The organism is Nocardia amikacinitolerans NBRC 108937, from assembly GCF_001612615.1.
Taxonomy (GTDB): Bacteria; Actinomycetota; Actinomycetes; order Mycobacteriales; family Mycobacteriaceae; genus Nocardia; species Nocardia amikacinitolerans.
In genome coordinates this window covers 1-25,604 of the sequence record NZ_BDAU01000031.1, presented here as the reverse complement: position 1 = coordinate 25,604, position 25,604 = coordinate 1, and the positions used below count along the sequence as shown (strand labels likewise).

Genomic DNA, 25,604 nt, shown 5'->3' with positions numbered 1-25,604 from the left:
GTGGAACGGTTGCGCAGAAGGCTCGAAGGTCTGAAGTCCGCCGAGACCGGTTCCAACGAGTCGGGAGACGGCACGTCGAAAGTCACCCGGCTGCCCCGCCGACCGCGCCGAGTCTCGGAAGCCGGCGAGGACTCCCGCCAACCTTGGCGTTCGGAAGGCGGCTCCGTCAACGACCCGGCACCGACCAGGCCCGTGATGCGCTCAGAACTTCAGGCCGAGACAGGATGGTTGCCCGTCGACCCCGGCGCAGGGCGGCACCGCGCTCCGGAGAACGATCCGGGCGGAGCCGAGCATCACGGGAGTGTCATCGATCTCGACGCGATGCGGCGGAAACGAGCCGGTGAGGGCGCCCCCGCCGCCGGCATTCGGCGCGTGGCCAGACCCCGCAGAATCGAAACCAAGGCCGACGATGCTCAGGACAGCGGCCGCAGCGATGACCCCCAGACGGACGGACCTACTCGACCTCACTGACTTCAGCGTGATGGCTCGTTGCCCTGCCGCTGCGCTGCCGGCGCATCGGAAAGGCCGGTGGAGTGGGCCAATGCGTCGTACACCCAGTTGTGCGCTCGCCCCACGGTGATACGAGTTCCAAGAAAGCGCCCTGTCAGAGCCCAGTAACGATGAATCCGTTGGTCGGTATCGGTTGCGCCGATCAGTAATTGTTCGCGATAACGCGGGGAATCGCGTTCCCCTCGCGCACTGGCATGGGCATTGACGAATCGATCGAGTTCGCCACCCGCGCGCGGCCGCACGCCTTCCGCTACCAGTGGCACCACATCCGCCATTACGGACCCCACATCGACGTACAGTCCCCGAGGGTCGCGAATCAATTCCGGCCGATTCCGCCAGTATTGTTGTCGCACAATGCGATTCATTTCGGAATCGGCGACGAGAGCGGCCAACTCGGCATACGCGACAACCTCGTCGACGGACGGATCGGCAGGCGGCTCCGGGACATTCCAGCACACCCACCTGTCGACGTCGCCCGACGGTATCGGTGCGAGGATGCGCCGCCAGAACCGCACGAGGCAATCGTGCGCCGCGCTACCGTCCTGTGCGGCGGCCAGCAACGCGAGCCGCTCGGCCCGCTGCGCCGGGGTGGTCGCCTCGACTGCCCGCAGTGACGCCCGCCGCCATGCCAGCGACCTGAATTCGATATCGAGCCGCGCACTTTCGGCGGAAATAGCCTCCACGATCGAACACTTCCCGTGCAGTACATCGGTGATCGAGCCAAGCCCGAGACCGAGCGCACGCAACCGCCGCACCAACAGCAGTCGTTCAGTGGCGCTCTCGGCGTCGAACATCCGATGCCCGCCCGCGCTCCTGCGGGCTTCCAGAATGCCCTCGTCGCAGTAGAAACGGATTATTCGTACCGCGAGCCCGGTGCTCCGCGCCAACTCCCCGATGCTCACCAGCACGCCGTCTTGTGTGTTGTCCGTCACAACTTGTTGAACCTCCACCCCAATGGAGCTTTTAGCGTACTGATACCGCCGTTCGACCCCACACGCAGGAACCGGTGCCGTGCCGGCAGGCGAAAGGCGTTCTGCGGATAGTGATTACATCGAGGAGGGTGATTCGTGGCTACCACACGAGAAGAAATCGTCGCAGGCATCGCGGAGATCGTCGAGGAGGTGACCGGCATCGATGCCGCGGAGGTGGTGATCGAGAAGTCCTTCGTCGACGATCTGGACATCGACTCGCTGTCACTGGTGGAGATCGCCGTGCAACTGGAGGACAAGTACTCCGTGAAGGTGCCGGACGAGGACCTGGCGAGCCTGAGAACCGTCGGCGACGCGGTCGCCTACGTCCAGAAGATGGAGGCCGAAAAGCCGCAACTCGCTGCGGAGATGGAAGCGAAATTCAAGGAAGGCCATGAGAATTGAACCGAGGATCCGCGAGCAGTCCTCGCCCCGGTCGAGCTGGTGCTTCGGTGATTGCTGATCCACGGTTGAATCCCGCTGCCGTCGAGCTGGGCAGCTTCTTTCCGCAGCCGCCGGAGGCTGTGTGGCGCGCGTTGACGGAGCCGGATCTACTGGAGCGGTGGCTGCTCCGACCGAGCGGGTTCGCCGCCTCGGTCGGGACCCGCTTCCGGTTCACCATCCCGGACTCGTCGATCGATGAGATCGTCTGCGAGGTGCTGGCGGCCCGGCCGTGTGAACGATTGACCTACAGCTGGATGTATCGGCAGGCCGACCGGTGGATTGTCGACTGGACCTTGCGTCCGCAGGGTCGTGGCACACGACTGCTGTTGACGCAGACGGGCTTCGATATCGAAGACCGTCGACAGAAAATGATTCGCAACGCCACGGAGCGAAGCTGGAAACGTCGCGTCTTGCCGCGGCTCGGTGAGGTGATCCACCACTAGCCCGGTCGAGTGGTCGGCGATTACGTGGACAGTTCTACTCCTCGGCCCGGCCGCATACGGGAATCGAATGTGATGAATTCCAGCCGGGGAACGTGATGCAGATCATTGCCCGAGAGGGCGGCGTTGGGCATCGTCGGCACTTCGTTTTGGAAAGAACCTGGTTGGAGATGCCCCGAATGGCCGACCATCATTTTGCTTACGACCTCACGCTGGACGAGGTCCGACGGCGCAGCGCCGTGGTCGCGGCGCTCGGCGACAACTGGGATCCGATCGCGGTGCTCGCCGAGGAAGAACTGGCGTACGACATGCTGTACTCCAATCTCGACGACGAGCAACAGCGGATCTACGAGGAACTCGTCCAAGCCGGGGTTCTCCCGGATCGGGCGACGCGCCGAGTTGCCGACTGATCTCACCACCACGGACTGCGCCTGACGGCATGAACCGAAGCGGCGAACCCGGCCCCTACTTCCGCGCCGACAGCAGCATCGGCTCGTGCAGGTCGAAGTAGGTGACATCACCCATGAGTCTGCGCTCCTCCTCGAACAGAGGGCGCAGATCATCGGGAATCTCGATCTTCTCGTGTTCGCGGGCCTCCGCTTCGGACCGGAAGTACACCGCCTCGACGTACCCGTCGGCGCCATAGGTCGACAAGGTGCCGCCAAGAATCTCCGGGCGCAGTTCGTGCACACGATCACCGGTCTGCGCCAGCAGCTCGCGCATCCGGCGCGCATCGGACGTGTGGCCCTCCATGATCTGCACGAAGCCGGCTTCGTCGGAGCCGCCGCCCATCCACTGCGTCACCTCGGGGCAGTCCATGAAAGTGACCGGCCCCTCGAAGCACCGTTCGGTTTCGGCCCACCAGGCGCCCTGCTCCGGGCGCGCACTGTTGCGTCGCGCCGCCTCTTCGGACTCGAAACGGGCCAGCGCGATGAACGTACCGTCATCGGAAAGTCCGTATGTCGTGCCGAGATAGCCGACGGCCCCGGGTTCCAGTTCCGTCGTCCACCGATCCATGCACCGACGCAACCGGTCGACGTCGGACACCTTGCCTTGAATCACTTGGATGAACATCTGTCCTCCTCGTGGCGGAGCGATCGCTCCGTGAATGTCGCGAGGCCGGAGCGTCGCGGTCCACCGAGCGCATGTGACACCGCGCGGCCCGCGAACGCCGCCGTCGCCAAATCAATCGTTCACCGCCCACCAAACCCGCGCAAGTACGATTCGGGTTCGCCGAATTCGATGATCTCGTCCTGTACGAACGTCCGCTTCGCGGCTCTGCGGCAATGCCGCCATTCACGGTTCGGGTCAGTCGACGGGTCCCGGATTTCTGTTGCGAGCCAAAAGACTCTGGGATGTGGTCGGCGGTAGCTCGGCGGGTTCTCGGGCGGTGTTCGAGGTGCGCAGCGGAGTCACGTCCGCCGCTGCACCCCGGCCCTGAAATCTCGGCCGACTACACGTTGAAGCGGAATTCGACGACGTCGCCGTCGGACATGATGTAGTCCTTGCCCTCCATGCGGACCTTGCCCGCGGCCTTGGCGGCCGCCATGGACCCCGCTTCGACCAGGTCGTCGAAGGCGACGATCTCGGCCTTGATGAAGCCGCGTTCGAAGTCGGTGTGGATGACGCCGGCTGCCCTGGGGGCGGTGTCGCCCTGGTGGATGGTCCAGGCGCGGGATTCCTTGGGGCCTGCGGTGAGGTAGGTCTGGAGGCCGAGGGTGTGGAAGCCGGCGCGGGCGAGGGCGTGCAGGCCGGGTTCGGTCTGGCCGATGGATTCGAGGAGTTCCATGGCGGATTCGGTGTCGAGCTCGAGGAGTTCGGCTTCGACCTTGGCGTCGAGGAAGACGGCGTCGGCGGGGGCGACGGAGGCCTTCAGCTCGGCGACCTTGGCTTCGTCGGTGAGGACGGACTCGTCGGCGTTGAAGACGTAGAGGAACGGCTTGATGGTGAGCAGCGAAAGCTCTTTCAGCAGTTCGGTGTCCACCTGATCCTGGGCGGCGAAGAGGGTCTTTCCGCTGTTGAGGATCTCCTGGGCCGCCTTGGCCGCGTCCGCGACCGGCTTGCGGTCCTTCTTGACCTTGGCTTCCTTGTCCAGCCGCACGACCGCCTTCTCCAGGGTCTGCAGGTCGGCGAGGATGAGCTCGGTCTCGATGACCTCGATGTCGGCGGAGGGATCGACCCGGCCGTCGACGTGCACCACGTCGTCGTCGGCGAAGACGCGCACCACCTGACAGATGGCGTCGGCCTCGCGGATGTTGGCGAGGAACTTGTTGCCAAGGCCCGCGCCCTCGGACGCGCCCTTCACGATGCCCGCGATGTCGACGAAGGACACGGTGGCGGGCACGATGCGCTCGGAACCGAAGATCTCGGCCAGCTTGTCCAGCCGCGGATCGGGCAGCGGGACCACGCCGACGTTCGGCTCGATCGTCGCGAACGGGTAGTTCGCGGCAAGCACGTCGTTCTTGGTCAGCGCGTTGAACAGCGTCGACTTTCCGACGTTGGGCAGGCCGACGATTCCGAGGGTGAGACTCACGAGGTAGAGAGTCTACGCGCCGCGAACCTCCGCCCTTCTCGCGCCTGTCGCGTGCCGATCGAAGGTGACATCCGGTCGGCCGAGCGGGCTGGGGGTCACCTTCGGTCGTCGTGGTGCGGTCAGGGGACGAGCACGACCTTGCCGTGGTTGGCGCGCGCCTCGATAAGCGCGTGCGCGGCGGCCGCGTCTTCCAGCGCGAATTCCCCGTGCACCACCGGACGCACCTGGCCGGAGGCGAAGTACTGCCACAGCTCCTGCCGCCAGTGCTCGTACACCTCCGGCATCTCGCGCGCGACCCGCGCCATCTGGAAGCCGATCACCGCTTTGGCGCCGGCCAGCAGGTCGTAGGCCTGGATGGTGCCGCCGCCCGAGCTGTAGGCGACGAGGCGGCCGCCGGGCGCGAGGGCCGCGAGGGCGGGGCCGAGCAGTTCGCCACCAACGGCGTCGAGCACATAATCCACGGGCTCGCCCCACGGCTCCCCGTAGACGACGACCTCGTCGGCGCCGAGTTCGCGCAGGAACTCGCCCTTCGCGGGGTCGGAGACGGCGGCGACCACCCGCTTGGCCCCGCGCACCCGCGCCAGCTGAACGGCGAGGTGCCCTACGCCGCTCGCCGCTGCGGTGACCAGCGCCGATTCACCGGACTCTGGCTTCGCGGCGTCCAGCGCACCGAGCGCGATCAGACCACTGCGCACCAGCGCGACCGCATCGATGGCGGAAGCTCCATCGGGAATCGATGACACCATCTCCTGGCGCAGCAGGGCGTACTCGGCGTAACCGTGGCCGAAGCACAGACCGGTGACGCGGTAGCCGGGCGCGAAGTCGGTGACGCCGTCGCCAACGGCGATCACCTCGCCCGCGATCTCGCCGCCGAGCGGGATCGGCTCGCGCTGTTCGCGAACTTTCCGCACCACCGGCAGGGTCACGCCGATGGCGTGCACCTTCACCAGAAGTTCGCCGGGCCCGGGTGTCGGTGTCTCGGCCGATTCCAGCTCGAGCACCTCGGGACCACCACTGCGCTCGTATCGGATTCGACGCATGACACCTCCACTCCTCATCTGAAGGCGTAACGGTAACCGGGCAGCAACCCGAACTCACAGACCCGAGGCGCCCCGTGTGCGCGATCTCACCGCCCCCTGGAGCGCGGCGTGCGCCACGTTCGCGCGCCGCGAGATCGGTACGCGAATGGCCCGCGCGGGCGTACCGTGAGCCACATGGAGCCGACCACGGAGGTGGTGACGGCCCGCCCCGCGCCCGCGCTGGCGGCGTTCATCGATCACTACCTCGGTTACCGGATGACGGGATACCGGCCGGGCACGCACCGGGGCCTGCCGTCGCGCCACATGACGTTCATCGTCGCCATCGGACCGACCATCGATGTTGTGGCGCAGACCGATCCGGCCCAGGAGCCGCGCGACTATCGCTGTGTCCTCAGCGGATTGCAGGCGAGTTCGGCGGCCATCGCGCACAACGGGACTCAGGAGGGTGTGGCCATCGCGCTCACCCCGCTCGGCTGCCGGACGCTGTTCGGCCTGCCCGCCGCGGAGATCTGGAACATCTCGCTCGAATGCGCCGAGGTCGCGGGCCCGACCGGCGACGAGCTGTGGGAACGCCTCCAAGGCGACGCACCGTGGTCGCGGCGGTTCGCGATCTGCGACGAGATCCTGACGCGCCTGGCCTGCCCGGACCGTCTCGTCATCCCCGAGCTCAGCTGGGCCTGGAACGCGGTGGTGGCCAGCGGCGGCACCGCGAGCATCGGCCCGCTCGCCGAGCGCATCGGCTGGACCCGCCAGCATCTGACCCGCAAGTTCGGCGCCGAGTTCGGACTGAGCCCGAAGCTCGCCGCCCGCGTCACCCGTTTCGAGCGGGCCAGGCGGATGATCGAACACACACCGTCGTTCGTTTCGATCGCCCAGGTCGCCGCGACCTGCGGCTACTACGACCAAGCCCACCTGAACCGCGACTTCCTCGACCTCGCCGGATGCAGCCCGACCACCTGGCTGGCCGAGGAGATTCCATCCGTCCAAGACGAGCCGGGCCTCGGCGGATGAGGCTGGAGCCATGACGAATCCCACGACAGACACCACGACACGCACCGCGATCTGGCCCTGCCTCGCCTTCCGCGACGCACGGGCGATGACCGACTTCCTGGTGAACGCCTTCGGTTTCCAGGTCTCGGCCGTCTACGCCCGCGAGGACGATCCGTCGATCGTCGAGCACGCCGAACTGCGCTGGCCGCTCGGCGGCGGCATCATGTTCGGTTCGGCGGACAAGGACGACACCCCGTTCGGGCAGCGCAAGCCCGGCAACGACTCGATCTATGTGGTCTGCGACAAGCCCGACGAGCTCTTCGAGCGTGCCACCAAGGCCGGGGCCGAGGTGGTGCGCGGGCTGCGCGACGAGGATTACGGATCGCGCGGGTTCACCGTCCGCGACCCCGAGGGCAACCTCTGGAGCTTCGGCACCTACTGGGGTGAGTGAGCACGCTGGAAACCGGTGCCGCACGACGGGTCCCGCGCACCATTACCGCGCCGGTGGCGGTGGCTGGTTCGCCGCCACCGGCCTCTCGTCGCGGCTGCGGTAGCCATTTCGCTGAACGCCCATCGATTTCATTGTCTGCACAACTCGGGCAGCTCGCCGCGGTCCACGCGCCGACCGATCTCACCGCCCACCGAGGCCGGACAAGCTGATGCCCCGGATGAACGCCCGTTGACCGATCGCGTAGACGGCGAGCAGGGGCAGCAGGATGACGACGGCGGCCGCCATCAGCAGCGGCCACTGGGAGTAGTACTGCCCCTGCAAGCGGACCAATCCGAGGGTGACCGTCGCCAGTTCGTTGCGCTGAATCATCACCAGCGGCCAGAGGAAGTCGTTCCACACGGTGATCCAGGTGAGCACCGCGAGGACCACGAGGGCCGGGCGGGTGTGCGGGAGCAGCACGCGCCAGTACACCTGCCAGGTCGAGCAGCCGTCGAGGATCGCCGCTTCCTCCAATTCCGTTGGCAGCGTGCGGAAGAATTGCCGCATCAGATAGGTGCCGAAGGCGCTGCCGAACAGGCCGGGCACGATCATCGACCACGCGGTGTCCACCCACCCGAAGGCGCGCATGAGCAGGAACTGCGGGATGACCGTAACGGTGAGCGGCACCATCAGCGTCGCCAGATAGGCGAGGAACAACGCCTCGCTGCCGCGAAAACGCAAGCGCGCGAAGGCGTATCCGGCCAGCGAGCAGAAGAACACCTGCCCCGCTGTCACGCACACGGCGTAGACGGTGGTGTTGAGCAGCATCCGTCCCATCGGCAACAGCTCGAACACGCGGCCGAAGTTCGACCACTGCGGATCCTCCGGTAGCACAGTCGGTTCGGTGATCTCACCGTCGCGCTTCAGCGAACCCGACAACGCCCAGAGGATCGGCGCCAGCGCGCACCACGCGACACCGACGAGCGCGGCGTAGATCCCGACACCGCGCACCAGCCTGCGCACAGCCGCCCGCTGTGCGCGGCCGTCCGCCACGTCACCGCCGCGCGCACGCTGCTGGCCCATATCCGCCTCGCCCATCCCCGCTCGGGCCTGGCCTGTGTGCGCACCGACAGCGCCCGCACTTGCCGCACCTCCGACGCCTCCCCGGGGTACACCACCGAGGCGCGCGCGCATCGCATCGACGCCCGCACCGGCATCACCAGCACCCGATCCCGCACCCGCCGAATTCACACCCGCACCGGCATCACCGGCACCCGCACGCCCCGCGTCCACGCCGGCACCGCCATCACGCTCGCCCGCCTGCCCATCACCACACACGCCAGCGCCCACACCCTCGGCGCGCACCTCCATCCCATTCACGCCAGCATCTGCGCCCGCGTCCACACCCGAACCGGCGCCACCAGTCCCCGCATGGCTCTCGTCCGCGTGCATGATCCCCGCCGCGCCACGACGACGCCCGCCCATCATCCGTCGAATCCCGCTGAACGCGTTCACAACTCCGCCTCCTCCCGCCGAGACAGGCGCAACTGAAGAACCGTCAGCACCAACAGGATCGCGAAGATCACCCAGGCCAGCGCCGAGGCGTAACCCACCTCGTAGAACCCGAAGGCGTGCTGGAACAACATGATCCCGAGCAGATAGGTGCCCGTCTCCGGCCCGCCGTTGCCGCCGGTGAGCGCGTACGCCTGGTCGAAGGCCTGCACCGAGTTGATGACGGTGATCACGAAGACGAACGACAGCGGCCCGCGGATCAGCGGCAGCGTCACCGAACGGAAGCGGCGGACCGCTCCCGCGCCGTCGATCTTGGCTGCCTCGTACAGCGTCTCCGGCACGCCCTGCATGGCGGCGAGCAGGATGACGGTGGCAAACGGCACGCTCTTCCAGACGGTCACGATGCTGAGCGAGACCAGCGCCCAGTCCGGGTCGGTCAACCACGGCACCGGGTCGACGCCGAACCAACCGAGCACGATGTTCAAGAGCCCGTCGTCGGTAGTGAAGATGAACCGCCACACCACCGCCATCGCCACCGTCGAAGCCACCAGCGGCAGGAACGCCATCGTGCGAAAGAGACCGATTCCGAACACCTTCCGGTTGAGCACCGCCGCGACGACCAACCCGATCACCACCGTCGGCAGCAACGTCAGCACGGTGAACACCGCGGTATTGCGCAGCGCGATGAGAAACAGCGGATCGGAGGTGAAGAGCCGCCGATAGTTCGCCGTTCCGACGAACCGCGGCGGGCTGAACAGATCCCAGGAGTGAAAGCTCAGATAGAGCGAGAACCCCAGCGGGAACAGCAGGAAGACAAGAACCGCCAACAGATTCGGCGCGATGAACAACCATCCGGCGCGTTCGCGTCGCCGCGCGAGCCGACCGGGACGCGCCGTACCCCGTGCGCGCGGCGGCGGCGCGTCATCGGCCGCTTTCACCACCGTGTCGTCGACGGAAGTGCTCATGCCTTCGCCTCGCCGACGCTCGGATCCGACATTCGCGAGGCACGCTGATTACGTTCGCTCATGGCGCCACCAGCAACGCGTCGACATCCGCGGCGAGCCGTCCGCCCAGGGACTGCGCCGTCGCCGCACCCCGCAGCACCCGGTTTCCGCCGCGTTCGAGCAGCGCCGACACCTTGCCCCACATCGGCGTCACCGGCAACGGACGGGAACTGGCTGGGCCGTCGGTCATCACGTCCAGATTGCGGATCTCACGGTGCGCCGCCGCGAATCCCGGTGTGGCGATGGCGGATTTCAACACCGGAACGAACAAACCGGACGCCGCCACGATCGCCTGGCCAACCGGACCCGTCGCGAACTTCACGAATTCCCAGGCCTGTTCGATACGCGGACTGTCGGCCGCGATGGACAGTCCGGTGCAACCGACGTCGGTGATCGCGCCCGGTCCGCCGTTCGGTCCGACAGGAAGCACGGTCAGATCGATGGGAACGCCGTCGTTTCCGGCGAATTCGGAGTACAGCCAGTGCCCGCCGAGCGCCATGGCCGCACGTCCGCGCCGGAACAGGTCCGGAGCCGAAACCGATTGCTGGTCGGCCACTCTCGGCGCGACCCGGTGCCGCACCGCGAGATCGGCGTAGAACTGGAAACCCTCCGCGAAGCGGGGGTCGCCGAGATTGGTGCGGGTCGGATTCACCGACGGCGTGAACCATTCGGCGCCGTTGTTCATCCCGAAGCAGGCGGCCGAGAAGTACGGAACCCACGCGTCGGCGAAACCCCACTGCCTGGTGCGCCCGTCACCGTCGCGGCGGGTGAGCGCGCGCGCCGCGTCCAGGAACTCCGCGAAGCTCCACGCGTCGCTCCAGCGGGCGGGCGGTGTCAGCCCGGCTTCGGCGAACATCGCGCGGTTGTAGTAGAGGAACACGCCGGACCACTGCTCGGGCAGCGCGTACTGGCCGCCGTCGTAGGTGAAGGTGTCGTACAGCGTGGGGAAACTGTCGCGGCGCAGTTCCTCGGCGTAGCGCGGGTCCCGGTCGAGCAGTGTGTTCAGGTCGAGCAGCACGCCGCGCTCGGCCAGTCCCGCGTAGAGCAGTTCCCACGCCATCAGCACGTCGGGGCATTTGCCGCCCGCGCAGTAGGTGAGCATCTGCTGCAACGGGTCAGGACCCGACATGATGGTGCGCACCGGGATGTCCGGGTGCCGCTTGCGGAACTCGTCGATGATGCGCAGCCGGACGCGCGCCTCCTCGGGACGGGCTTGGAAGAAGAATGTCAGCGCGTCGTCGTCGGAGCCGCACGCGTTCGCCAGCAACGGGGCGGCGAGCGCGGAGCCGAGCAGGGTGCGCCTGCGAATCCCGCGCGAGGGGACAACCGGTGGGCGCGCTGCGGAAGAACGCGAAGTCGAATCCAGCACAGCCCTCCTCGGGCGGACATGGAGTGTGACGAACAGCATCGCAGCATACGTCCGGCTATAACCGACGTGACGGCCGACACACGAACAATATTTAACGGTCGTCCATCGATGGCCGGAATCCGCGCAGTGGCGATCGGCGATCGGTTACGTTGTCACGTGCTTCAGCAAGATCCCGCACGACGAGATCCTGCGCGTTTCACAGGAGAGTAGGCAGATGGCGACAATCGAATATCTGCGGACCGATCCCGACCTGCCACCGGTCGGTGTGGTCGATCGGTCCCCGATAACCCCGGCCAAGAAGGCTGTTTTCGCCGGGATCGCGATACTCGGCGCCCTCGCCTGGGCCATCCTCGCCATAGCGCGCGGTGAGAACGTCAACGCGGTCTGGATCGTGATCGCGGCGGTGTGTACGTACATCATCGCCTACCGCTTCTACGCGCGATTCATCGAATGGAAGATCACCAAGCCGCGCGACGACGTCGCGACCCCCGCCGAAATCCTGGAGAACGGCAAGGATTTCATGCCGATGGACCGGCGGGTGCTCTACGGGCACCACTTCGCCGCCATCGCGGGCGCCGGTCCGCTGGTCGGTCCGGTGCTGGCCGCGCAGATGGGTTATCTGCCGGGCACCATCTGGATCGTGGTCGGCGTCTGCCTCGCGGGCGCGGTGCAGGACTACCTGGTGCTGTGGGCCTCCACCAAGCGGCGCGGGCGCAGTCTCGGCCAGATGGCGCGTGACGAGCTCGGCGCGATCGGCGGCGTCGCGGCGATCGTGGCGATTCTCGTGATCATGATGATCCTGCTCGCGGTGCTCGCGCTGGTCGTGGTGAACGCGCTCGGCGAGAGCCCGTGGGGCGTGTTCTCCATCGCGATGACGATCCCGATCGCCCTGTTCATGGGCGTGTACCTGCGGTTCCTGCGGCCGGGCAAGGTCGGCGAGGTGTCCGCGATCGGCATCGCGCTGCTGCTGCTCGCCATCGTCTCCGGCGGCTGGGTGTCCGAAACCGATTGGGGCGCCGATTGGTTCACGCTCTCCAGGACCACCATCGCCTGGCTGCTGATCGCCTACGGTTTCCTCGCGTCGGTGCTGCCGGTGTGGCTGCTGCTCGCGCCGCGCGACTACCTGTCGACGTTCATGAAGATCGGCACCATCGGCCTGCTCGCGGTCGGCATCCTGATCACCATGCCGGTGCTGAAGGCGCCCGCGATCTCCGATTTCGCCTCCACCGGAACCGGTCCCGCCTTCGCGGGCAGCCTGTTCCCGTTCCTGTTCATCACCATCGCCTGCGGCGCGCTCTCCGGTTTCCACGCGCTCGTCTCCTCCGGCACCACACCCAAGCTGCTGGAGAAGGAATCGCACGCGCGGATGATCGGCTACGGCGGCATGCTGATGGAGTCGTTCGTCGCCGTGATGGCCATCATCACCGCCTCGATCATCGACCAGCACCTGTACTTCGGCATGAACGCGCCGCTCGGCCTGACCGGCGGCACCCCGGAAAAGGCCGCCGCGTACACCAATTCGCTCGGCCTTGCCGGACCGCCCGCCACACCGGAGACCTTCTCCGGCGCCGCAGCGGACGTCGGCGAGAACACCATCATCTCGCGCACCGGCGGCGCGCCGACCCTGGCGGTCGGCATCTCGGAGGTGTTCCACCGGTTCCTCGGCGGCGAGAGCATGAAGTCGTTCTGGTACCACTTCGCGATCATGTTCGAGGCGCTGTTCATCCTGACAACGATCGACGCGGGCACCCGTGTCGCGCGGTTCATGACCTCGGACGCGCTGGGCAACTTCGGCGGACCGCTGCGCAAGTTCAAGGATCCGTCCTGGCGGGTCGGCGCGTGGCTGTGCTCGTTCGTGGTGGTCGCGGCGTGGGGTTCCATCCTGCTGATGGGCGTCACCGATCCGCTCGGCGGCATCAACGCGCTCTACCCGCTGTTCGGCATCGCCAACCAGTTGCTCGCCGCCGTCGCGCTGACCGTCGTGATGACCATCATCGTGAAGAAGGGCCTGGCGAAGTGGGCCTGGATTCCGGGCATCCCGCTGGCCTGGGACCTGATCGTGACGATGACCGCGTCCTGGCAGAAGATCTTCTCCGCCGACCCGAAGGTGGGTTACTGGAAGCAGCACAGCCTGTGCCAGCAGGCGCAGGAGGCGGGCAAGCTCTGCCTGACTGCGAAGACGCCGGAGGACGTGGACACCGTCATCCGCAACACCTTCATCCAGGGCACGCTCTCGATCGTGTTCGCCGCGCTGGTGCTGGTCGTCGCGGTGGTCGGCGCGCTGGTGTGCTTCCGAGCCTGGCGCTCCGGCGGCGGCGAGACCACCGAGTCGCCGGAGGAGCCGTCGAAGATCTTCGCGCCGAGCGGGTTCTTCGCCACTCCGACGGAGAAGGCCGTGCAGAAGGAATGGGACGAGCTGATCGCGGCGGGCAAGGTGCGCGCACCCGGCGCGGCCCACGCGCACGGCGCGGCCAAGGCGGAAGCGCCCGCGTAATGAGCGAATCGCTCGCGCCTCGGGAGGGCAGGTCAGCGCGACCGGCCCTCCCGAGGCGTGTGCTGGACGCGGTGCGCGCGATCGTCTGGTGGTTCTCGTCGATCCTCGGCGGCCAGGACTACCAGCGCTACGTCGCGCACCTCCAACGCAACCACCCGGACTGCCCCATCCCCACCGAGCGCCAATACTGGCGCGACCGCCACGCCGAAGCCGACCGCAGCCCCACCAACCGCTGCTGCTGACCTCCCTGGCGCGATCCAACAACCCGTGCCACACACTTTCCACGCGCCGCACATAGGCACCGGCTGTGCGAGGCGTATGGAAGGCGTGTGGGAACAAGCGTCGCGCCTGGGGCCTGTCGAGGGGGCGGCGATGGCGGGTGGGTGGTGGCTGATTTCCGCTAGCACGGGGCGGTGGGAGCTGCCATTGTGGATTGCGTGACGATCACGGCGTTGGACTTCGAGCAGTGCTATCGGGCGGTGTCGACGCGCGACTCGCGCTTCGACGGTCAGTTCTTCACGGCGGTGCGCACCACCGGAATCTATTGTCGCCCTTCGTGTCCGGCCATCACGCCGAAGCGGGCCAATGTCAGCTTCCTGCCGACGGCGGCGGCCGCGCAGCACGCCGGATACCGTGCGTGCCGCCGTTGCCTGCCGGATGCGGCGCCCGGCTCGCCGCTGTGGAACACCAGGGCCGATCTGGCCGCCCGCGCCATGCGGCTGATCGGCGACGGCGTCATCGAACGGGGCGGGGTGCCCGCGCTGGCCGCCACGCTCGGCTACTCCCAGCGCCAGCTCACCCGAGTGCTCACCACCGAGCTCGGCGCCGGACCGCTGGCGCTGGCCAGGGCACACCGCGCGCACACCGCGCGGCTGCTCATCCAGACCACCGCCATGCCGATGTCGGACATCGCGTTCGCGGCGGGTTTCGCCAGCATCCGGCAGTTCAACGACACCGTGCGCGAGGTGTTCGCGGTCAGCCCGACCACCATGCGCACCGAGGCGCAGCGCGCGCGCAAAGACCCGGCACAGCCCGCGCCGACGGCGAACGGCACACTCTCACTTCGTCTTCCGTTCCGCGAGCCGCTGGACCGCGCGTGGCTGGAGTGGTTCCTGTCCGCGCACGTCGCGCCGGGCATGGAGACCTGGGAAGACGGCGTCTACACCAGGAATCTGCGCACCCCGCACGGCCACGCGACGGCGCGGATCGGCTTCCGGGACGATCACGTGCGCGCCGAACTCGCGCTGCACGACATGCGCGATCTCGCGCCGACCGTGGCGCGCCTGCGGCACCTGCTCGACCTGGACGCCGACCCGGTCGGCATCGACGAGGTGCTCGGCGCGACACCGCTCGGTGCTCATGCCGACGCGTTCGACACCGACGACGCGCGGCGCCTCGCCACCGACACCCTGCCCGATATCGGCAGCGCCCCGGCCTCCGACGAACCCGCCGCGCACAACGGTCGTGGACGGCTGCTGTTCACCCCAGGTATCCGGGTGCCGGGTTGCCTGGACGGCCCGGAACTGTTGTTGCGCACCATGATCGGGCAGCAGATCTCGGTGTCGGCGGCGGCCACCCACACCGCGCGGCTGGTGGCGGCGCTCGGCGAATCAGTCGACGGGCCCGTGCCGCGGCTGTTCCCGACTCCGGCCGTCATCGCCGAGCGGGGCGCCGAGGTGCTGACCGGCCCGGCGCGGCGCGTCCGCTCGATCATCGGCGCCGCCGCCGCGCTCGCCGCGGGAGATCTGCAACTGCACGCCGGTCGCACCGCGGCGGACCTGCGCCGGGATCTGCTGGCACTGGATGGCGTCGGGCCGTGGACCGCCGACTACGTGACGATGCGCCTGCTGGCCGATCCCGACATCTTGCTCGACACCGACTTGGTCGTCCGGCAGGGCGCGGACCTGCTCGGCATCGACCTGAGTGACACCGCACGCTGGGCGCCGTGGCGCTCGTATCTGTCCATGCACCTGTGGAAGACCGCGCTGAGCAGGCGCTCGGCCGCACCCAAGCGGCCGGTCCGCTCGGCACGCACGACCGAATGACCATCCCTGCCGCACCATCGAAAGCGAGCACATCATGACCATCGGAACGACCCGCGCCGCCGACTTCGCCGTCGTCGACACCCCCATCGGCCCGTTCACGGCGATCACCGACGACGAGGGCGCGGTGCTGGCCTCCGGCTGGACCGCCGACGCGGAGAACCTGCGCCTGCTGATCCATCCGATGCTGCGTCCACCCGTTCTGCGCCAACAGGATTCGCTGGGCGCCGTCACCGAGGCCATCGTCGCCTATCACCGCGGGGAGGTGCACGCCATCGACGACGTTCCGGTGCGCCAGCGGTCCGGGGAGTTCCTCATGCACGCATGGGACGTGCTGCGGAAGGTGCCCGCCGGAGACCCGGTGACCTACACCGAGTTCGCCGCCATCGCCGGGCGGCCGGAGGCGACCCGCGCCGCGGCCAACGCGTGTGCGCGGAACGCGGCGGCGTTGTTCGTGCCGTGCCATCGGGTGTTGCGGATCGGTGGGGCGCTCGGCGGGTTTCGGTGGGGGTTGGACGCGAAGAGGTGGTTGCTCGATCACGAGGGGTGAGAGATTCGCGCGAGCGTATGCGCCGGTCATCCAGTTGGGTGGTCGGCGCTTTCGTGTTCGAGGGGGCGTTCTAGGCGTCGGCCGCGACCGTCCGCAGTCGGTGCGATGGGGTGGCGGCCTGGAACTCGCGGTTGCTGTCGCCGCCGTCGACGCTCGCCGCGCACCTCGGGCCGTTGGGATGACCGCGGACGATCTGCGTCCGAGTCGTCGAAGCTCTTGACTAGAGTTCGACTCTAGTGACAATCTCACTAGAGTTAAGCTCTAGCGAGAGGACGGCTCATGGCCGCGAAAGTCTTCGACCGCCGGGAACGGTTGGTCCTTCTGCTGATCACCGTCGTCGAGCTGGTGGTCTTTCTCGACACCACCGTGCTGAACGTGGCGCTGCCCGCTATCGGCGCGGATCTCGGCCTCGACGAGGCCGGGCTCGGGTGGGTCACCAACGCGTACCTGCTGGCGTTCGGCGGGTTCATGCTGCTCGGCGGGCGGGCCGCCGATCTGCTCGGACCGCGCAGGGTGTTCACCGGCGGGTTGATCGTGTTCACCGCGGCTTCCGCGCTGGCGGGGTTCGCCGAGTCCGCGGCGCTGTTGATCGCCGCGCGCGCCCTGCAGGGCGTCGGCGCGGCGGTGCTGATCCCGGCCCAATTGGCCTTGCTCACCGCGAGTTTCACCGCGGAGGCGGCCAGGAACCGGGCGTTCGGGGTGTGGAGTGCGATGGGTGCGGCGGGCGCGGCGATCGGCACCGCGGTCGGCGGGCCGCTGACCGACGCGTTCGGCTGGCCGTCGATCTTCCTCGTCAACGTTCCGGTCGGGCTCGTCGCGCTCGCCGGTGTTCGACTGCTGCCGCCCGACACCGCGCGCGCCGACGAAGGGGCGCGCAGGCTCGACGTTCCCGGCGCGCTCACCGGCACGACGGCGCTGCTGCTCATCGGCTACGCGATCGGCGCGCTCGGCGACGCGGATACTCGCGGGATCGCGGCCGGGCTGCTCGTGCTCGGACTGGCGCTGCTCGCTGTCTTCGTGGTGGTCGAAGCACGTAGCCCGCATCCGCTGATGCCGTTGCGGCTCTTCACCATTCGTCAGGTGAGCGGGTCGGCGGTGGTGAACGCACTGGTCGGCGCGGCGCACGTGCCCACCTTCGCGCTGCTCGCGCTCTATCTCCAGAACACCCAGGGCTACAGTCCGACCCGCTCCGGTCTCGCGGTGCTCCCGGTCGCGGCGGTCAACATCCTGGCCTCCCGTACCTTCATCCCCTACCTCATGGACCGCCTCGGCCCGGCCCGCGTGCTGGCGATCGGCCTCGCGCTGCAAGCCGTCGCCATGGGCTGGTTCGCCCGCCTCCCCGCGCACGCCGACTACCCGATCGACGTCCTCCCCGGCGCGATCCTCCTCGGAATCGGCCTCCCCGCCGCCTTCGTCGGCGTCACCGCACCCGCCGTCACCTCGGTGGACACCGCCGACGCCGGCATCGCCGCCGGCATCGTCAACACCGCCCAACGCGTCGGCTCCGGCCTCGGCGTCACCGCCCTCCTCCTGCTCGCCGACCTGATCACCGCCCGCGCCACCACCTCCCCCGACACCGCCTACCGCACCGGCCTCACCACAGCCTTCGCCACCGCCGCCGCTTTGGCCGCACTCGGCGTGGTGCTCACAGTGGTTCTGCTGCGGACGAGGGGAGCGGTGCCGGGAAGCGCGCGGGTCGGCCGTTCCAACGGCACAGCCGAAGGCGGCACGACCGCGGACACTCCGAGCAGCGGTAAGGCGGTGGGTACACCAGCCGAGGGCCGGGCAAACACCGCACCCGGCGGCATCGAACACACCGGCGGGCGGTAGGTCGCTGGACACCGAAAGCAGCACTTACGCTGGGCAGGTCGATGCCGCCGCCGACAGCGCGTCATCGACCGCTGGCCACCGGGCAGAGTGCTCGGGCTACTCGTAGCGCGGGTCCAGAAACTCCGTGGCAGTCGGCTGGTATGCGGCTAACCTGGTGTCGTGTCCGGCCCCGCCGAACTGCCCGAGATCCCGCAGCGCGAACTCCGCAACAATGTCGGCGACGTACTGCGGGATGTTCGCTGCGGCCGCTCGTACACCATCATGGTCGACGGCGCCCCGGTCGCGGACCTCATCCCGCACAACCGCCGGCGCCGAGGGACCGCCGTGCCGCAGGACGAGGTGCTCGCCGCCTTCGTAGGGCTGCCCGCCACCGCGCACGACTGGGCAGCCGAATCCACCGAGGCGGTGGACGACTCGGACTACGACCCGTACGACCGCGCACACCGGCTCGGGCGGTTCGCGGTCGGCGACAGCGAATGACATCGCTACCTTCGGATCTGTCGATACCACTGTGTCCTTGGAGGCTGCCTCGCGGCACGACCCAGTGGTCGTTCAAATCGATTGCCGTGGCGTCTGTTTCGAAGTCGGCGTCGGGGGCGAGGCGGCGCTCCGTGGCGAGGGCGGCGGTGGTCAGGCGACGGTGGTTTGGAGGTGGGAGCCGGTGCGGCCGCGGATTACATGGAGGCGGCTGGGGATGCGTTGGCGCATTTCGTCGACGTGGCTGACGATGCCGACGACGCGGCCGCCGGCGCGGAGTTCGTCGAGGACGCCCATGACGGCGTCGAGGGTATCGGCGTCGAGGCCGCCGAAACCTTCGTCGATGAAGAGGGTGTCAAGGACGAGGCCGCCGGATTCGGCGGCGACCGTGTCGGCAAGGCCGAGGGCCAGCGAGAGGGACGCCATGAATGTCTCGCCGCCGGAGAGGGTTTTGGCGGGGCGGACGGCGCCGGTGTAGTCGTCGCGGATGTCGAGGCCTAGACCGCCGCGTCTGCCGCGCGGACCCGCCTTGTCGGAGTGTACGAATTCGTAACGGCCACCGGACATTCGGCGCAACCGCACCGAACCGGCGAGGGCGACTTCCTCGAGGCGCGCGGCGAGCACGTAGGAGCGCAGCGACATGCGCCGGTTGTTCTCGCCGCGGCCCGCGACCACTTCCGCGAGCCCGGCCAGCTCTTCGTGAGTGCGCTGGAGGGGCGCGATCCGATCCACCTCGGTCCACAGCTGGCCGCCGAGTTCCTCCAGCAGTTGCACGCGGCGTCCGGCCTCGGCCTGCGCGGCGACGGCCGCGTTCAGCCTGGTCTGCGCGTCGGCGAGTGCGCGTTCCAGCTCGGTGAAGTCGCCCGGTTCGGCGGTCGCCGCGGCCTGGATCTCGGGTTCGGCGAGCACCTTCTCCGCGTGCGCGCGGACCTCCTCGGCGGCGACGAGTTCCGCGTCGATCTCCTGCTGCCGCTGCGGTGTTCGCGAGGCGGCGGTGACGACGCGCGCGTAGGCGGTGAGCAGCGCGACGTCGTCGCGGGCGGGCGCGCTACCCGTGGGGTCGGCGACCTCGTCTGCCGAATCGGCACCACGGCCGCTGTCGCGCTGTTCACCCTCGGGAACGAATCCCGCTGCGCGCGCGAGACTTTCGACGCGATCCGCGACAAGCGTGACCTGCTCGCGTGCCGCGGCCGCCGCGGCGCGCGCGCCACGCAGTTCGGTGGCGGCGGTGACGAGTTCGTTCAGGCGGGCGCGGCGGCGGTCGATGGTCTCGTCGGCGCCCGCGGCGGCGTGCAGGCGTTCGGTGAGTTCCGCGAGGCGGGCGACCGACGACGTGATGCGGGCGGCCACGGTGCTCGCCCCGGCTTCGGCCGCGCGCAGGTCGTCGTGCAGGCGCGTTTCCTCGGTGCGCAGGCGGGCGAGTTCGGCGGTCGATCCGTCGACCAGTGCCGCTAGTTCGGCGGCGTCTTCGTAGCGGTGGGTCGCCGAGCGCAGCGCGGCGGCGAGCTCAACGCGGTCGGTGTCGCCGCCGCGAGCGGTCAGCGCCTCGATCTCGCGTTCCAGCCCGGTGATTCGGGCGTGCACACGGTCGCGGTTCTCCTCGGCGGTGCGCTCGGCTGCTACCGCCGCGTCCTCGGCTTCCTTGGATACCGCGCTCGGCGCGGGCTCGGCGGGGGCGGGATGGTCCGCCGCGCCGCACACCGCGCACGGCTCCCCGTCGACCAGCTGACCCGCCAGTTCCGCGGCCATGCCAGCCAGGCGGCGCTCGCGCAGATCGAGCACCCGCTCCTTCGCGTCGTTGTGCGCGGTGCGGGCGGTCTCGAACTCGATTCGTGCGCGATCCAGATCCGTTCTGCGACCAGCTAATTCGACGGCTGCGGTCGCGGCGACCTGGAGCCGTTCGCATTCGGCGGTCAGCGACGGCAGCGTGGCGGCGGCCTCGGTCGCCTCGCGGACTCGGACCTCGGCCGCGGCGATCGTCGCGGGCAGACGCTCGCGTCGACCGGTCAGGTCGGTCATCCGCTGGGTTAGCGCGGTGGATTCGGTTCGCAATTCATCGATTTCGCGCCGCAGCCGGTCGGCTGCCGATGCGTCGGCCCGCACCTCGTCGAGCGCGCCGATCTGGGCGCTCCAGCGGCGCACTACGGCGTCCAGATCCGCGTCGGATCTGATCGTCGAACGGGCCTCGTCCGAATCCGCTTCCGCCTCAGCGTCTTCCGAACCAATCAGCTCGATACCGCCGAGATCGGCTGCGGCAGGCTCACGCAGTGCGGACGCCAATCGCGCTGCGGCGGCGCTCGCCTCGTTGTCACGACGACGCGCGGTCATGACGGCGGCGCGTGCCTCATCGATCGCCTCAGCTACCGGCTGGGCGCGACGGGCGGCTTCGAGTTCCGCGCGCAGAGCGATACGACGCTCGGCGCTAGCCGCGTAATTGTCGAGATCGGCGCGCGCGGTCTCCATCCGGCGCCGCAGGTCCGCGAGCCGCCGCTGCTCGTCGGCGAACTTGCGCAGCTCGGCCGAATCCTGCTGGCAGCGTTCGGCTTCCGCGGTTGCCTCCGCCAGATCGGTGCGGGCCGTTGCGAGCAGATCCTGCGACCACCCAACGGCCTCCAACGCACCGACCGACTCCGTCACGCTCAGGCCCGCCGCGCCGCGGATCTGCGCGGTCAGCCGTTCGATGCCCTGCCTACGTGACTCCAATTCGGCCGCCGAGGCACGTCGCTTGTCGGCCAACCACTGCTCGGCCGTGCCGAAACGCTCGGTGTCGAAGAGCTTTTCGAGCAGCTTCTCGCGATCCTCGTTGTCGGCGCGCAGGAAACGCGCGAAGTCGCCCTGGGGCAGCAACACCACCTGGAAGAACTGGTCGGCGCTCATACCGAGCAGGCGGATGATCTCGTCGCCGATGTCGGGGATGCGGGAGAGGTTCTCGCCACGCCCGTCCAACCAGGTCAGCGTGGCCTTGGGCGGATCGGTGCGCATGCCGGTGCCGCGCAGCTTGGGTCGCTCGAACTCGGGAATTCTGGTGAGCCGCAAGCGTCGTCCGCCCAGCGTCGCCTCGAGCACGACCTGCGGCGGCGTCTGTTCCGGCGCGTGATCGGAATGCAGGCGCTTGCTTTCGCCGCGCGCGCCGGGCACCCGGCCGTAAAGTGCGAAGGCGATCGCGTCCAGGACGGTCGTCTTGCCCGCGCCGGTCTGCCCGTGCAGGAGGAAGAGCCCGTCCGCGCCGAGCGCGTCGAAGTCGACGACCGTGGTGTCGGCGAACGGTCCGAACGCGGTCATCTCCAACCGATGCAGCCTCATGCGGCGGCCTCGCGCCACACCCTCCGCGCGCCCCCGCAGCACTCACTGCGCGCGGCCGCACGCAATTCACCAACCGCCGACAACCGTCGTCCGCTCAGCGCGCTTCCGCGCGACCTGCTCACGGCGATCATGCGCTCAGCTCGCCGGAGAGCGGAAGCTGCGCGGGTGCCGCGGACACCCGCTCGGGCTCGGCTACGGCGGCGGCCAGCGCACGCTCGATCCACTGCATCTCCCCCGCGCTCGGCGCACCGCGGACGTCGGTGAGGAAGCTCTGCGCTACTTCGGTGTCGCGGCGGCCGTGCACCCGCTCACGGTAACGCAGCTCCGGATTGCCGTCGGGGCGCACCCATTCCACGTGCACGGCGTGCGGGAAGCGCTCGCGCAGTTTGCGTAGCGCGTCGATCGGACGGGCCTGGTCGACGAGGGTGGCGGACACGTAATGGTCGACGGCCGCCTCGTGCGCCGGGTCGGCGAGCAGCTCCTCCAGCGTTCCGGTGAGGCGACTCAGACCGCGCACCATCGGCAGGTCGCGGCGCTGCACGGCGGACAGGCCGTCGGCATCCAGGTCGACGATCCACACGGCCTTGCGATGCGAACTCTCGGCGAACGAGTACGGCAGCGGCGAGCCGGAGTAGCGCACCGACTCGGAGAGCGTCTGCGGCGAATGCAGGTGGCCGAGCGCCACGTAATCGATGCCGTCGAACTCCCCGAGCGGCACCGTCTCCACGCCGCCGACCGAGATGGAGCGTTCCGAACCGGTCGCCTCGCCGCCGACCACGAACGCGTGCGCGAGCACCACGGTGCGCGTGCCAGGCCGCGTCGCGATGTCGGCGCGAATCCGGCCCATGGCCGCCGCCAGGATCTCGGCGTGCGAACGAGCCTGCGGGACACCGAGTTCGGCGCGGGTGATCTCCGGCTCCAGATACGGGATGCCGTAGAAAGCCACGTCGCCGTGCTCGTCGGCCAGCAGGACCGGCCGATCGGAATCGGCGACGGTAGTGCGCAGGTGCAGCCCACCCGCCGCGGCGAAACTCGCGCCAGCGCCGAGCCGTGCGGGCGAATCGTGATTTCCCGAGGTCGCGACGATCAGCGCACCCGCGGCCCGGATCGCCTCGAAACCCCGGTTGCACACCGCGATCGCGTCGGCGCTCGGAATCGACCTGTCGTACACGTCGCCCGGCACGACCACCACGTCCACCGACTCGGCCGCCACGAGCTCCGCGACGGCGGCCAGCGAACGTGCCTGGTCGGCAAGCAGATCGACGCCGTGAAAGGTACGCCCGATGTGCCAATCCGAGGTGTGCAACATCCGCATGGCCCGAAACCGTAGAGCCACCCACCGACAGTGTCTAATTTGCCGCGCCTGAGGCGCGGCGTGTTCGCGGCCCCTTATGTCTCGCGTCCGGGCGGCCGAGACTCGCGACTTCGCCGCATGCGCTTCGACCGCCCGGACGCGAGACGGCCGCGAACGGGCTCGTAAGACTCGCCCTCGAGGTGGCTGGGAATGCGTGTTCGTTCCGGCTGGTTCGGTACCCGAGCCGCACCCGCCGCTGCCTGATTGCTCGGATGTCGGTGGCGTGCGGCACTATCTGCGCTATGACCGCACCGATGCTGTTCGCGCTGCTGCTGGTGTTCGCCGCTGGGGTCGGGGTTGGCTGGCTGGGCCACAGTGCGCGGGCCGGGCAGCGGGCGGCGGTCGCGGAGGCGAGACTGGCGGCCGCCGCCGACAACGAGCGTTTGCTGCGGCAGTCGCTGCAGGCCGCGAACGAGGATGCGGCGCGCAGGCATTCGAGCGCCGTCGGCGCCATGGTGGAACCGCTGCGCGAGGCGGTGGGCGCGCTGAACCAGCACATCCAGCAGGTCGAGCACCATCGCATCAACGCGTACTCGGGTCTTCGCGAACAGGTTGCGAACATGCAGCGCACCTCGCATCAGCTCTCCAGCCAGACCGGTCAGCTGGTCGCCGCGCTGCGTGCGCCGCAGGTGCGCGGGCGCTGGGGCGAGATCCAGTTGGAGCGCGTGGTGGAACTCGCCGGGATGACCAAACACTGCGACTTCTCCACGCAGGTGAGCAGGGCGGTGCGCGGCGACGGCGGACCGGACCGCATCGGTTCGGTGCGGCCCGACCTGGTGGTGCACCTGGCCGGCGACCGGCACATCGTCGTCGACGCCAAGGTGCCGTTCAACGCCTACCTCGACGCGAGCACCGCCGAGGACCCCGACGTGCGCGCCGACCTGCTGGTGCGGCACGCCAAGCAGTTGCGCGCGCACGTCGACCAATTGGCCGACAAGGCGTACTGGGCGGCCTTCGATCCCGCGCCGGAGTTCGTCGTGCTGTTCGTGCCCGGCGACCCGTTCCTGGATGCCGCGCTGACCACGGACTCCGGGCTGCTGGAGTACGCGTTCGGCCGCAACGTGATCCTGGCCACTCCGACGACACTGATCGCGCTGCTGCGGACGGTGGCGTTCGGGTGGCGACAGGAGGCGGTGTCCCGAGATATGGCAATGGTCCAGCAATTGGGCAGGGAGCTCTCGGCGCGCCTCGGTATGACCGGACGGCATTTGGACCGGCTCGGCAATCAACTCGGAAAGGCGGTGGACGCGTTCAATTACGCGGTCGCCTCGGTCGAGTCGCGAGTCATGGTCACCGCGCGGAAACTGCACGAGCTCGAAATAGCCGAGCAGGAGGCTCCGGTGATCCAGCGGGTGGACAGCCGACCGCGGGCCGTCGCCTTCGCCGAAGCCGACGATTCGCCCTGATCGACGCAGCAGGACGAAGTCCGTCACCAGCCCGCGCATGGCCGGAGCGAATGCGGAGGTACGCCCTGATCGACGCAGCCGGACGAAGTCCGTCATTAGCCCGCGCATGGGTGGTCCGAAGGCCGAGGTAGGCCCGCCGAGTCGATCCGGTCGCCCCGGCAACGGCCCCGCCGTAACCCCACCGAACGGTACGGCGGTTAGTGTTCATAACGTGGCTGCTACCCAACGTGTGCGTTCCCGGGTGCCCGCGCCGCAACGTTCGGTCCTGCCCTCGGTGCCGGGAGTCCCGGCCTGGGCGGCTGTCCTGATCGCGGTCGCGTGCACGTTGCTGGGATTCCTGATCGATGCCAGCGGCGACAACGCCGAACTCACCGCCAGCTTCGCCACGCTGTATATCGTCGGCTGTGTCGCCGCGGTGCTCGCCGTGCGCTTCCGCGGGCTGTTCACCGCGATGGTGTTGCCGCCGCTGCTGCTCTTCCTCGCGGTCCCGCTGGCCTATCAGCAACTGACCGGCCGCATCTCGACCGGCCTCAAGGACATCCTGCTGAACCTGGCCATCCCGCTGGTGAACCGGTTCCCGACGATGATGCTCGCCACCGCGCTGGTGCTGGCCATCGGCGGCGCGCGCATCATGGTGGCCAGGCGCGAGTCGGCCGCCGAGCGCTCCAAGGAGGCGCGGCGCGGTTCGAGCTGGGGACGCAGCAGCGTCAAGCGCGACGAGGACGTCGCGCCAGCGGAATCGGCGCGCCGCCGACTGCGCAGGCCGCAGCCGGAAGTGGACGAGGATCCGGTGACCGACAAGTACGAGCCGCCGCGTCCCGGCCGCCGTCCGTCGAAGACCGTTGCCGACGCCCCGCCCCGGGTCGGCGCGACCGGCCGCGGCCGACCTGCGGCGCGCGGCGCGCGAC

At 68.8% G+C, this 25,604-nt stretch carries 23 protein-coding genes; 14 read left to right on the top strand and 9 right to left on the bottom strand.

Translation table 11 applies throughout. From position 1 onward, the window contains the following. Positions 1-473: 473 nt before the first annotated feature. Positions 474-1,442: a MerR family transcriptional regulator gene (locus NAM01S_RS22610; RefSeq protein WP_218018440.1), complete on the bottom strand. Its 969-nt coding sequence runs from the start codon at positions 1,440-1,442 to the stop codon at positions 474-476. A 135-nt stretch (positions 1,443-1,577) separates the two neighbouring features. Between NAM01S_RS22610 and acpM the strand changes: the two genes are divergently transcribed. From acpM to NAM01S_RS22595, 3 genes are all read left to right on the top strand, one after another. Further along, positions 1,578-1,883 (top strand): meromycolate extension acyl carrier protein AcpM, encoded by a 306-nt coding sequence (gene acpM / locus NAM01S_RS22605; protein ID WP_067788376.1) that lies wholly within the window; start codon positions 1,578-1,580, stop codon positions 1,881-1,883. Positions 1,884-1,930: 47 nt separating this feature from the next. Beyond that, complete coding sequence (locus tag NAM01S_RS22600) at positions 1,931-2,365, top strand: SRPBCC family protein (RefSeq protein ID WP_067788374.1); 435 nt, start codon at positions 1,931-1,933, stop codon at positions 2,363-2,365. Positions 2,366-2,541: 176 nt separating this feature from the next. Then, positions 2,542-2,772 (top strand): DUF6400 family protein, encoded by a 231-nt coding sequence (locus NAM01S_RS22595; protein WP_372511624.1) that lies wholly within the window; start codon positions 2,542-2,544, stop codon positions 2,770-2,772. Between the two features lie 55 nt (positions 2,773-2,827). Here the strand turns inward: NAM01S_RS22595 and NAM01S_RS22590 are convergent, their stop codons facing one another. From NAM01S_RS22590 to NAM01S_RS22580, 3 genes are all read right to left on the bottom strand, one after another. Then, positions 2,828-3,436, bottom strand: a complete 609-nt coding sequence (locus tag NAM01S_RS22590) for a hypothetical protein (RefSeq protein ID WP_067788370.1) — start codon at positions 3,434-3,436, stop codon at positions 2,828-2,830. Between the two features lie 379 nt (positions 3,437-3,815). Next, positions 3,816-4,895: a redox-regulated ATPase YchF gene (ychF, locus tag NAM01S_RS22585; RefSeq protein ID WP_067788368.1), complete on the bottom strand. Its 1,080-nt coding sequence runs from the start codon at positions 4,893-4,895 to the stop codon at positions 3,816-3,818. A 119-nt stretch (positions 4,896-5,014) separates the two neighbouring features. Continuing rightward, positions 5,015-5,935, bottom strand: coding sequence for a quinone oxidoreductase family protein (locus NAM01S_RS22580; protein WP_067788367.1), 921 nt, complete (start codon positions 5,933-5,935; stop codon positions 5,015-5,017). 174 nt (positions 5,936-6,109) lie between these two features. Between NAM01S_RS22580 and NAM01S_RS22575 the strand changes: the two genes are divergently transcribed. Beyond that, a complete protein-coding gene (locus NAM01S_RS22575; protein ID WP_067788595.1) occupies positions 6,110-6,946 on the top strand; it encodes an AraC family transcriptional regulator in 837 nt (278 codons plus the stop codon). A gap of 10 nt (positions 6,947-6,956) precedes the next feature. Next, on the top strand, positions 6,957-7,376 hold the full coding sequence (locus NAM01S_RS22570; protein ID WP_067788365.1) for a VOC family protein: 420 nt from the start codon (positions 6,957-6,959) through the stop codon (positions 7,374-7,376). A gap of 180 nt (positions 7,377-7,556) precedes the next feature. Here NAM01S_RS22570 and NAM01S_RS22565 read toward each other — a convergent pair whose 3' ends face one another. Then, on the bottom strand, positions 7,557-8,453 hold the full coding sequence (locus NAM01S_RS22565; RefSeq protein ID WP_255284327.1) for a carbohydrate ABC transporter permease: 897 nt from the start codon (positions 8,451-8,453) through the stop codon (positions 7,557-7,559). Positions 8,454-8,474: 21 nt separating this feature from the next. On the opposite strand from NAM01S_RS22565, the gene NAM01S_RS22560 reads away from it, so the two are divergent. Next, the gene (locus NAM01S_RS22560; protein ID WP_067788364.1) at positions 8,475-8,906 is read left to right on the top strand and encodes a hypothetical protein; all 432 of its coding nucleotides are present in this window, start codon (positions 8,475-8,477) and stop codon (positions 8,904-8,906) included. On the opposite strand, the gene NAM01S_RS22555 is transcribed toward NAM01S_RS22560, so the two are convergent. After that, positions 8,867-9,832: a carbohydrate ABC transporter permease gene (locus NAM01S_RS22555; protein ID WP_067788362.1), complete on the bottom strand. Its 966-nt coding sequence runs from the start codon at positions 9,830-9,832 to the stop codon at positions 8,867-8,869. The genes NAM01S_RS22560 and NAM01S_RS22555 overlap by 40 nt on opposite strands. 58 nt (positions 9,833-9,890) lie before the next feature. Next, positions 9,891-11,180 (bottom strand): ABC transporter substrate-binding protein, encoded by a 1,290-nt coding sequence (locus tag NAM01S_RS22550; protein WP_067788591.1) that lies wholly within the window; start codon positions 11,178-11,180, stop codon positions 9,891-9,893. 274 nt (positions 11,181-11,454) lie between these two features. Between NAM01S_RS22550 and NAM01S_RS22545 the strand changes: the two genes are divergently transcribed. The 6 genes from NAM01S_RS22545 (at position 11,455) to NAM01S_RS22520 (ending at position 18,636) form a co-directional block, all read left to right on the top strand. Beyond that, complete coding sequence (locus NAM01S_RS22545; RefSeq protein ID WP_067788360.1) at positions 11,455-13,734, top strand: carbon starvation CstA family protein; 2,280 nt, start codon at positions 11,455-11,457, stop codon at positions 13,732-13,734. A 62-nt stretch (positions 13,735-13,796) separates the two neighbouring features. Further along, positions 13,797-13,976, top strand: a complete 180-nt coding sequence (locus tag NAM01S_RS22540) for a YbdD/YjiX family protein (protein ID WP_067788589.1) — start codon at positions 13,797-13,799, stop codon at positions 13,974-13,976. A 186-nt stretch (positions 13,977-14,162) separates the two neighbouring features. Next, positions 14,163-15,779, top strand: a complete 1,617-nt coding sequence (locus NAM01S_RS22535) for a DNA-3-methyladenine glycosylase 2 family protein (protein WP_067788358.1) — start codon at positions 14,163-14,165, stop codon at positions 15,777-15,779. A 34-nt stretch (positions 15,780-15,813) separates the two neighbouring features. After that, on the top strand, positions 15,814-16,326 hold the full coding sequence (locus NAM01S_RS22530; RefSeq protein ID WP_067788357.1) for a methylated-DNA--[protein]-cysteine S-methyltransferase: 513 nt from the start codon (positions 15,814-15,816) through the stop codon (positions 16,324-16,326). A gap of 279 nt (positions 16,327-16,605) precedes the next feature. After that, on the top strand, positions 16,606-18,156 hold the full coding sequence (locus NAM01S_RS22525) for an MFS transporter (RefSeq protein ID WP_084483190.1): 1,551 nt from the start codon (positions 16,606-16,608) through the stop codon (positions 18,154-18,156). A 159-nt stretch (positions 18,157-18,315) separates the two neighbouring features. Beyond that, the gene (locus tag NAM01S_RS22520) at positions 18,316-18,636 is read left to right on the top strand and encodes a type II toxin-antitoxin system Phd/YefM family antitoxin (protein ID WP_067788355.1); all 321 of its coding nucleotides are present in this window, start codon (positions 18,316-18,318) and stop codon (positions 18,634-18,636) included. Positions 18,637-18,786: 150 nt separating this feature from the next. Here the strand turns inward: NAM01S_RS22520 and NAM01S_RS22515 are convergent, their stop codons facing one another. Both NAM01S_RS22515 and NAM01S_RS22510 read right to left on the bottom strand, forming a co-directional pair. Beyond that, the gene (locus tag NAM01S_RS22515) at positions 18,787-21,936 is read right to left on the bottom strand and encodes an AAA family ATPase (RefSeq protein WP_067788353.1); all 3,150 of its coding nucleotides are present in this window, start codon (positions 21,934-21,936) and stop codon (positions 18,787-18,789) included. Positions 21,937-22,063: 127 nt separating this feature from the next. After that, entirely contained in the window at positions 22,064-23,251 is a 1,188-nt protein-coding gene (locus NAM01S_RS22510) for an exonuclease SbcCD subunit D (RefSeq protein ID WP_067788352.1), read from the bottom strand. A gap of 281 nt (positions 23,252-23,532) precedes the next feature. Here NAM01S_RS22510 and NAM01S_RS22505 point away from each other — a divergent pair, with 281 nt between their 5' ends. Next, on the top strand, positions 23,533-24,696 hold the full coding sequence (locus tag NAM01S_RS22505; protein WP_067788350.1) for a DNA recombination protein RmuC: 1,164 nt from the start codon (positions 23,533-23,535) through the stop codon (positions 24,694-24,696). A 211-nt stretch (positions 24,697-24,907) separates the two neighbouring features. Next, positions 24,908-25,604: DUF6542 domain-containing protein (locus NAM01S_RS22500; RefSeq protein WP_157107856.1), on the top strand; the 697-nt coding region annotated here is incomplete at its 3' end.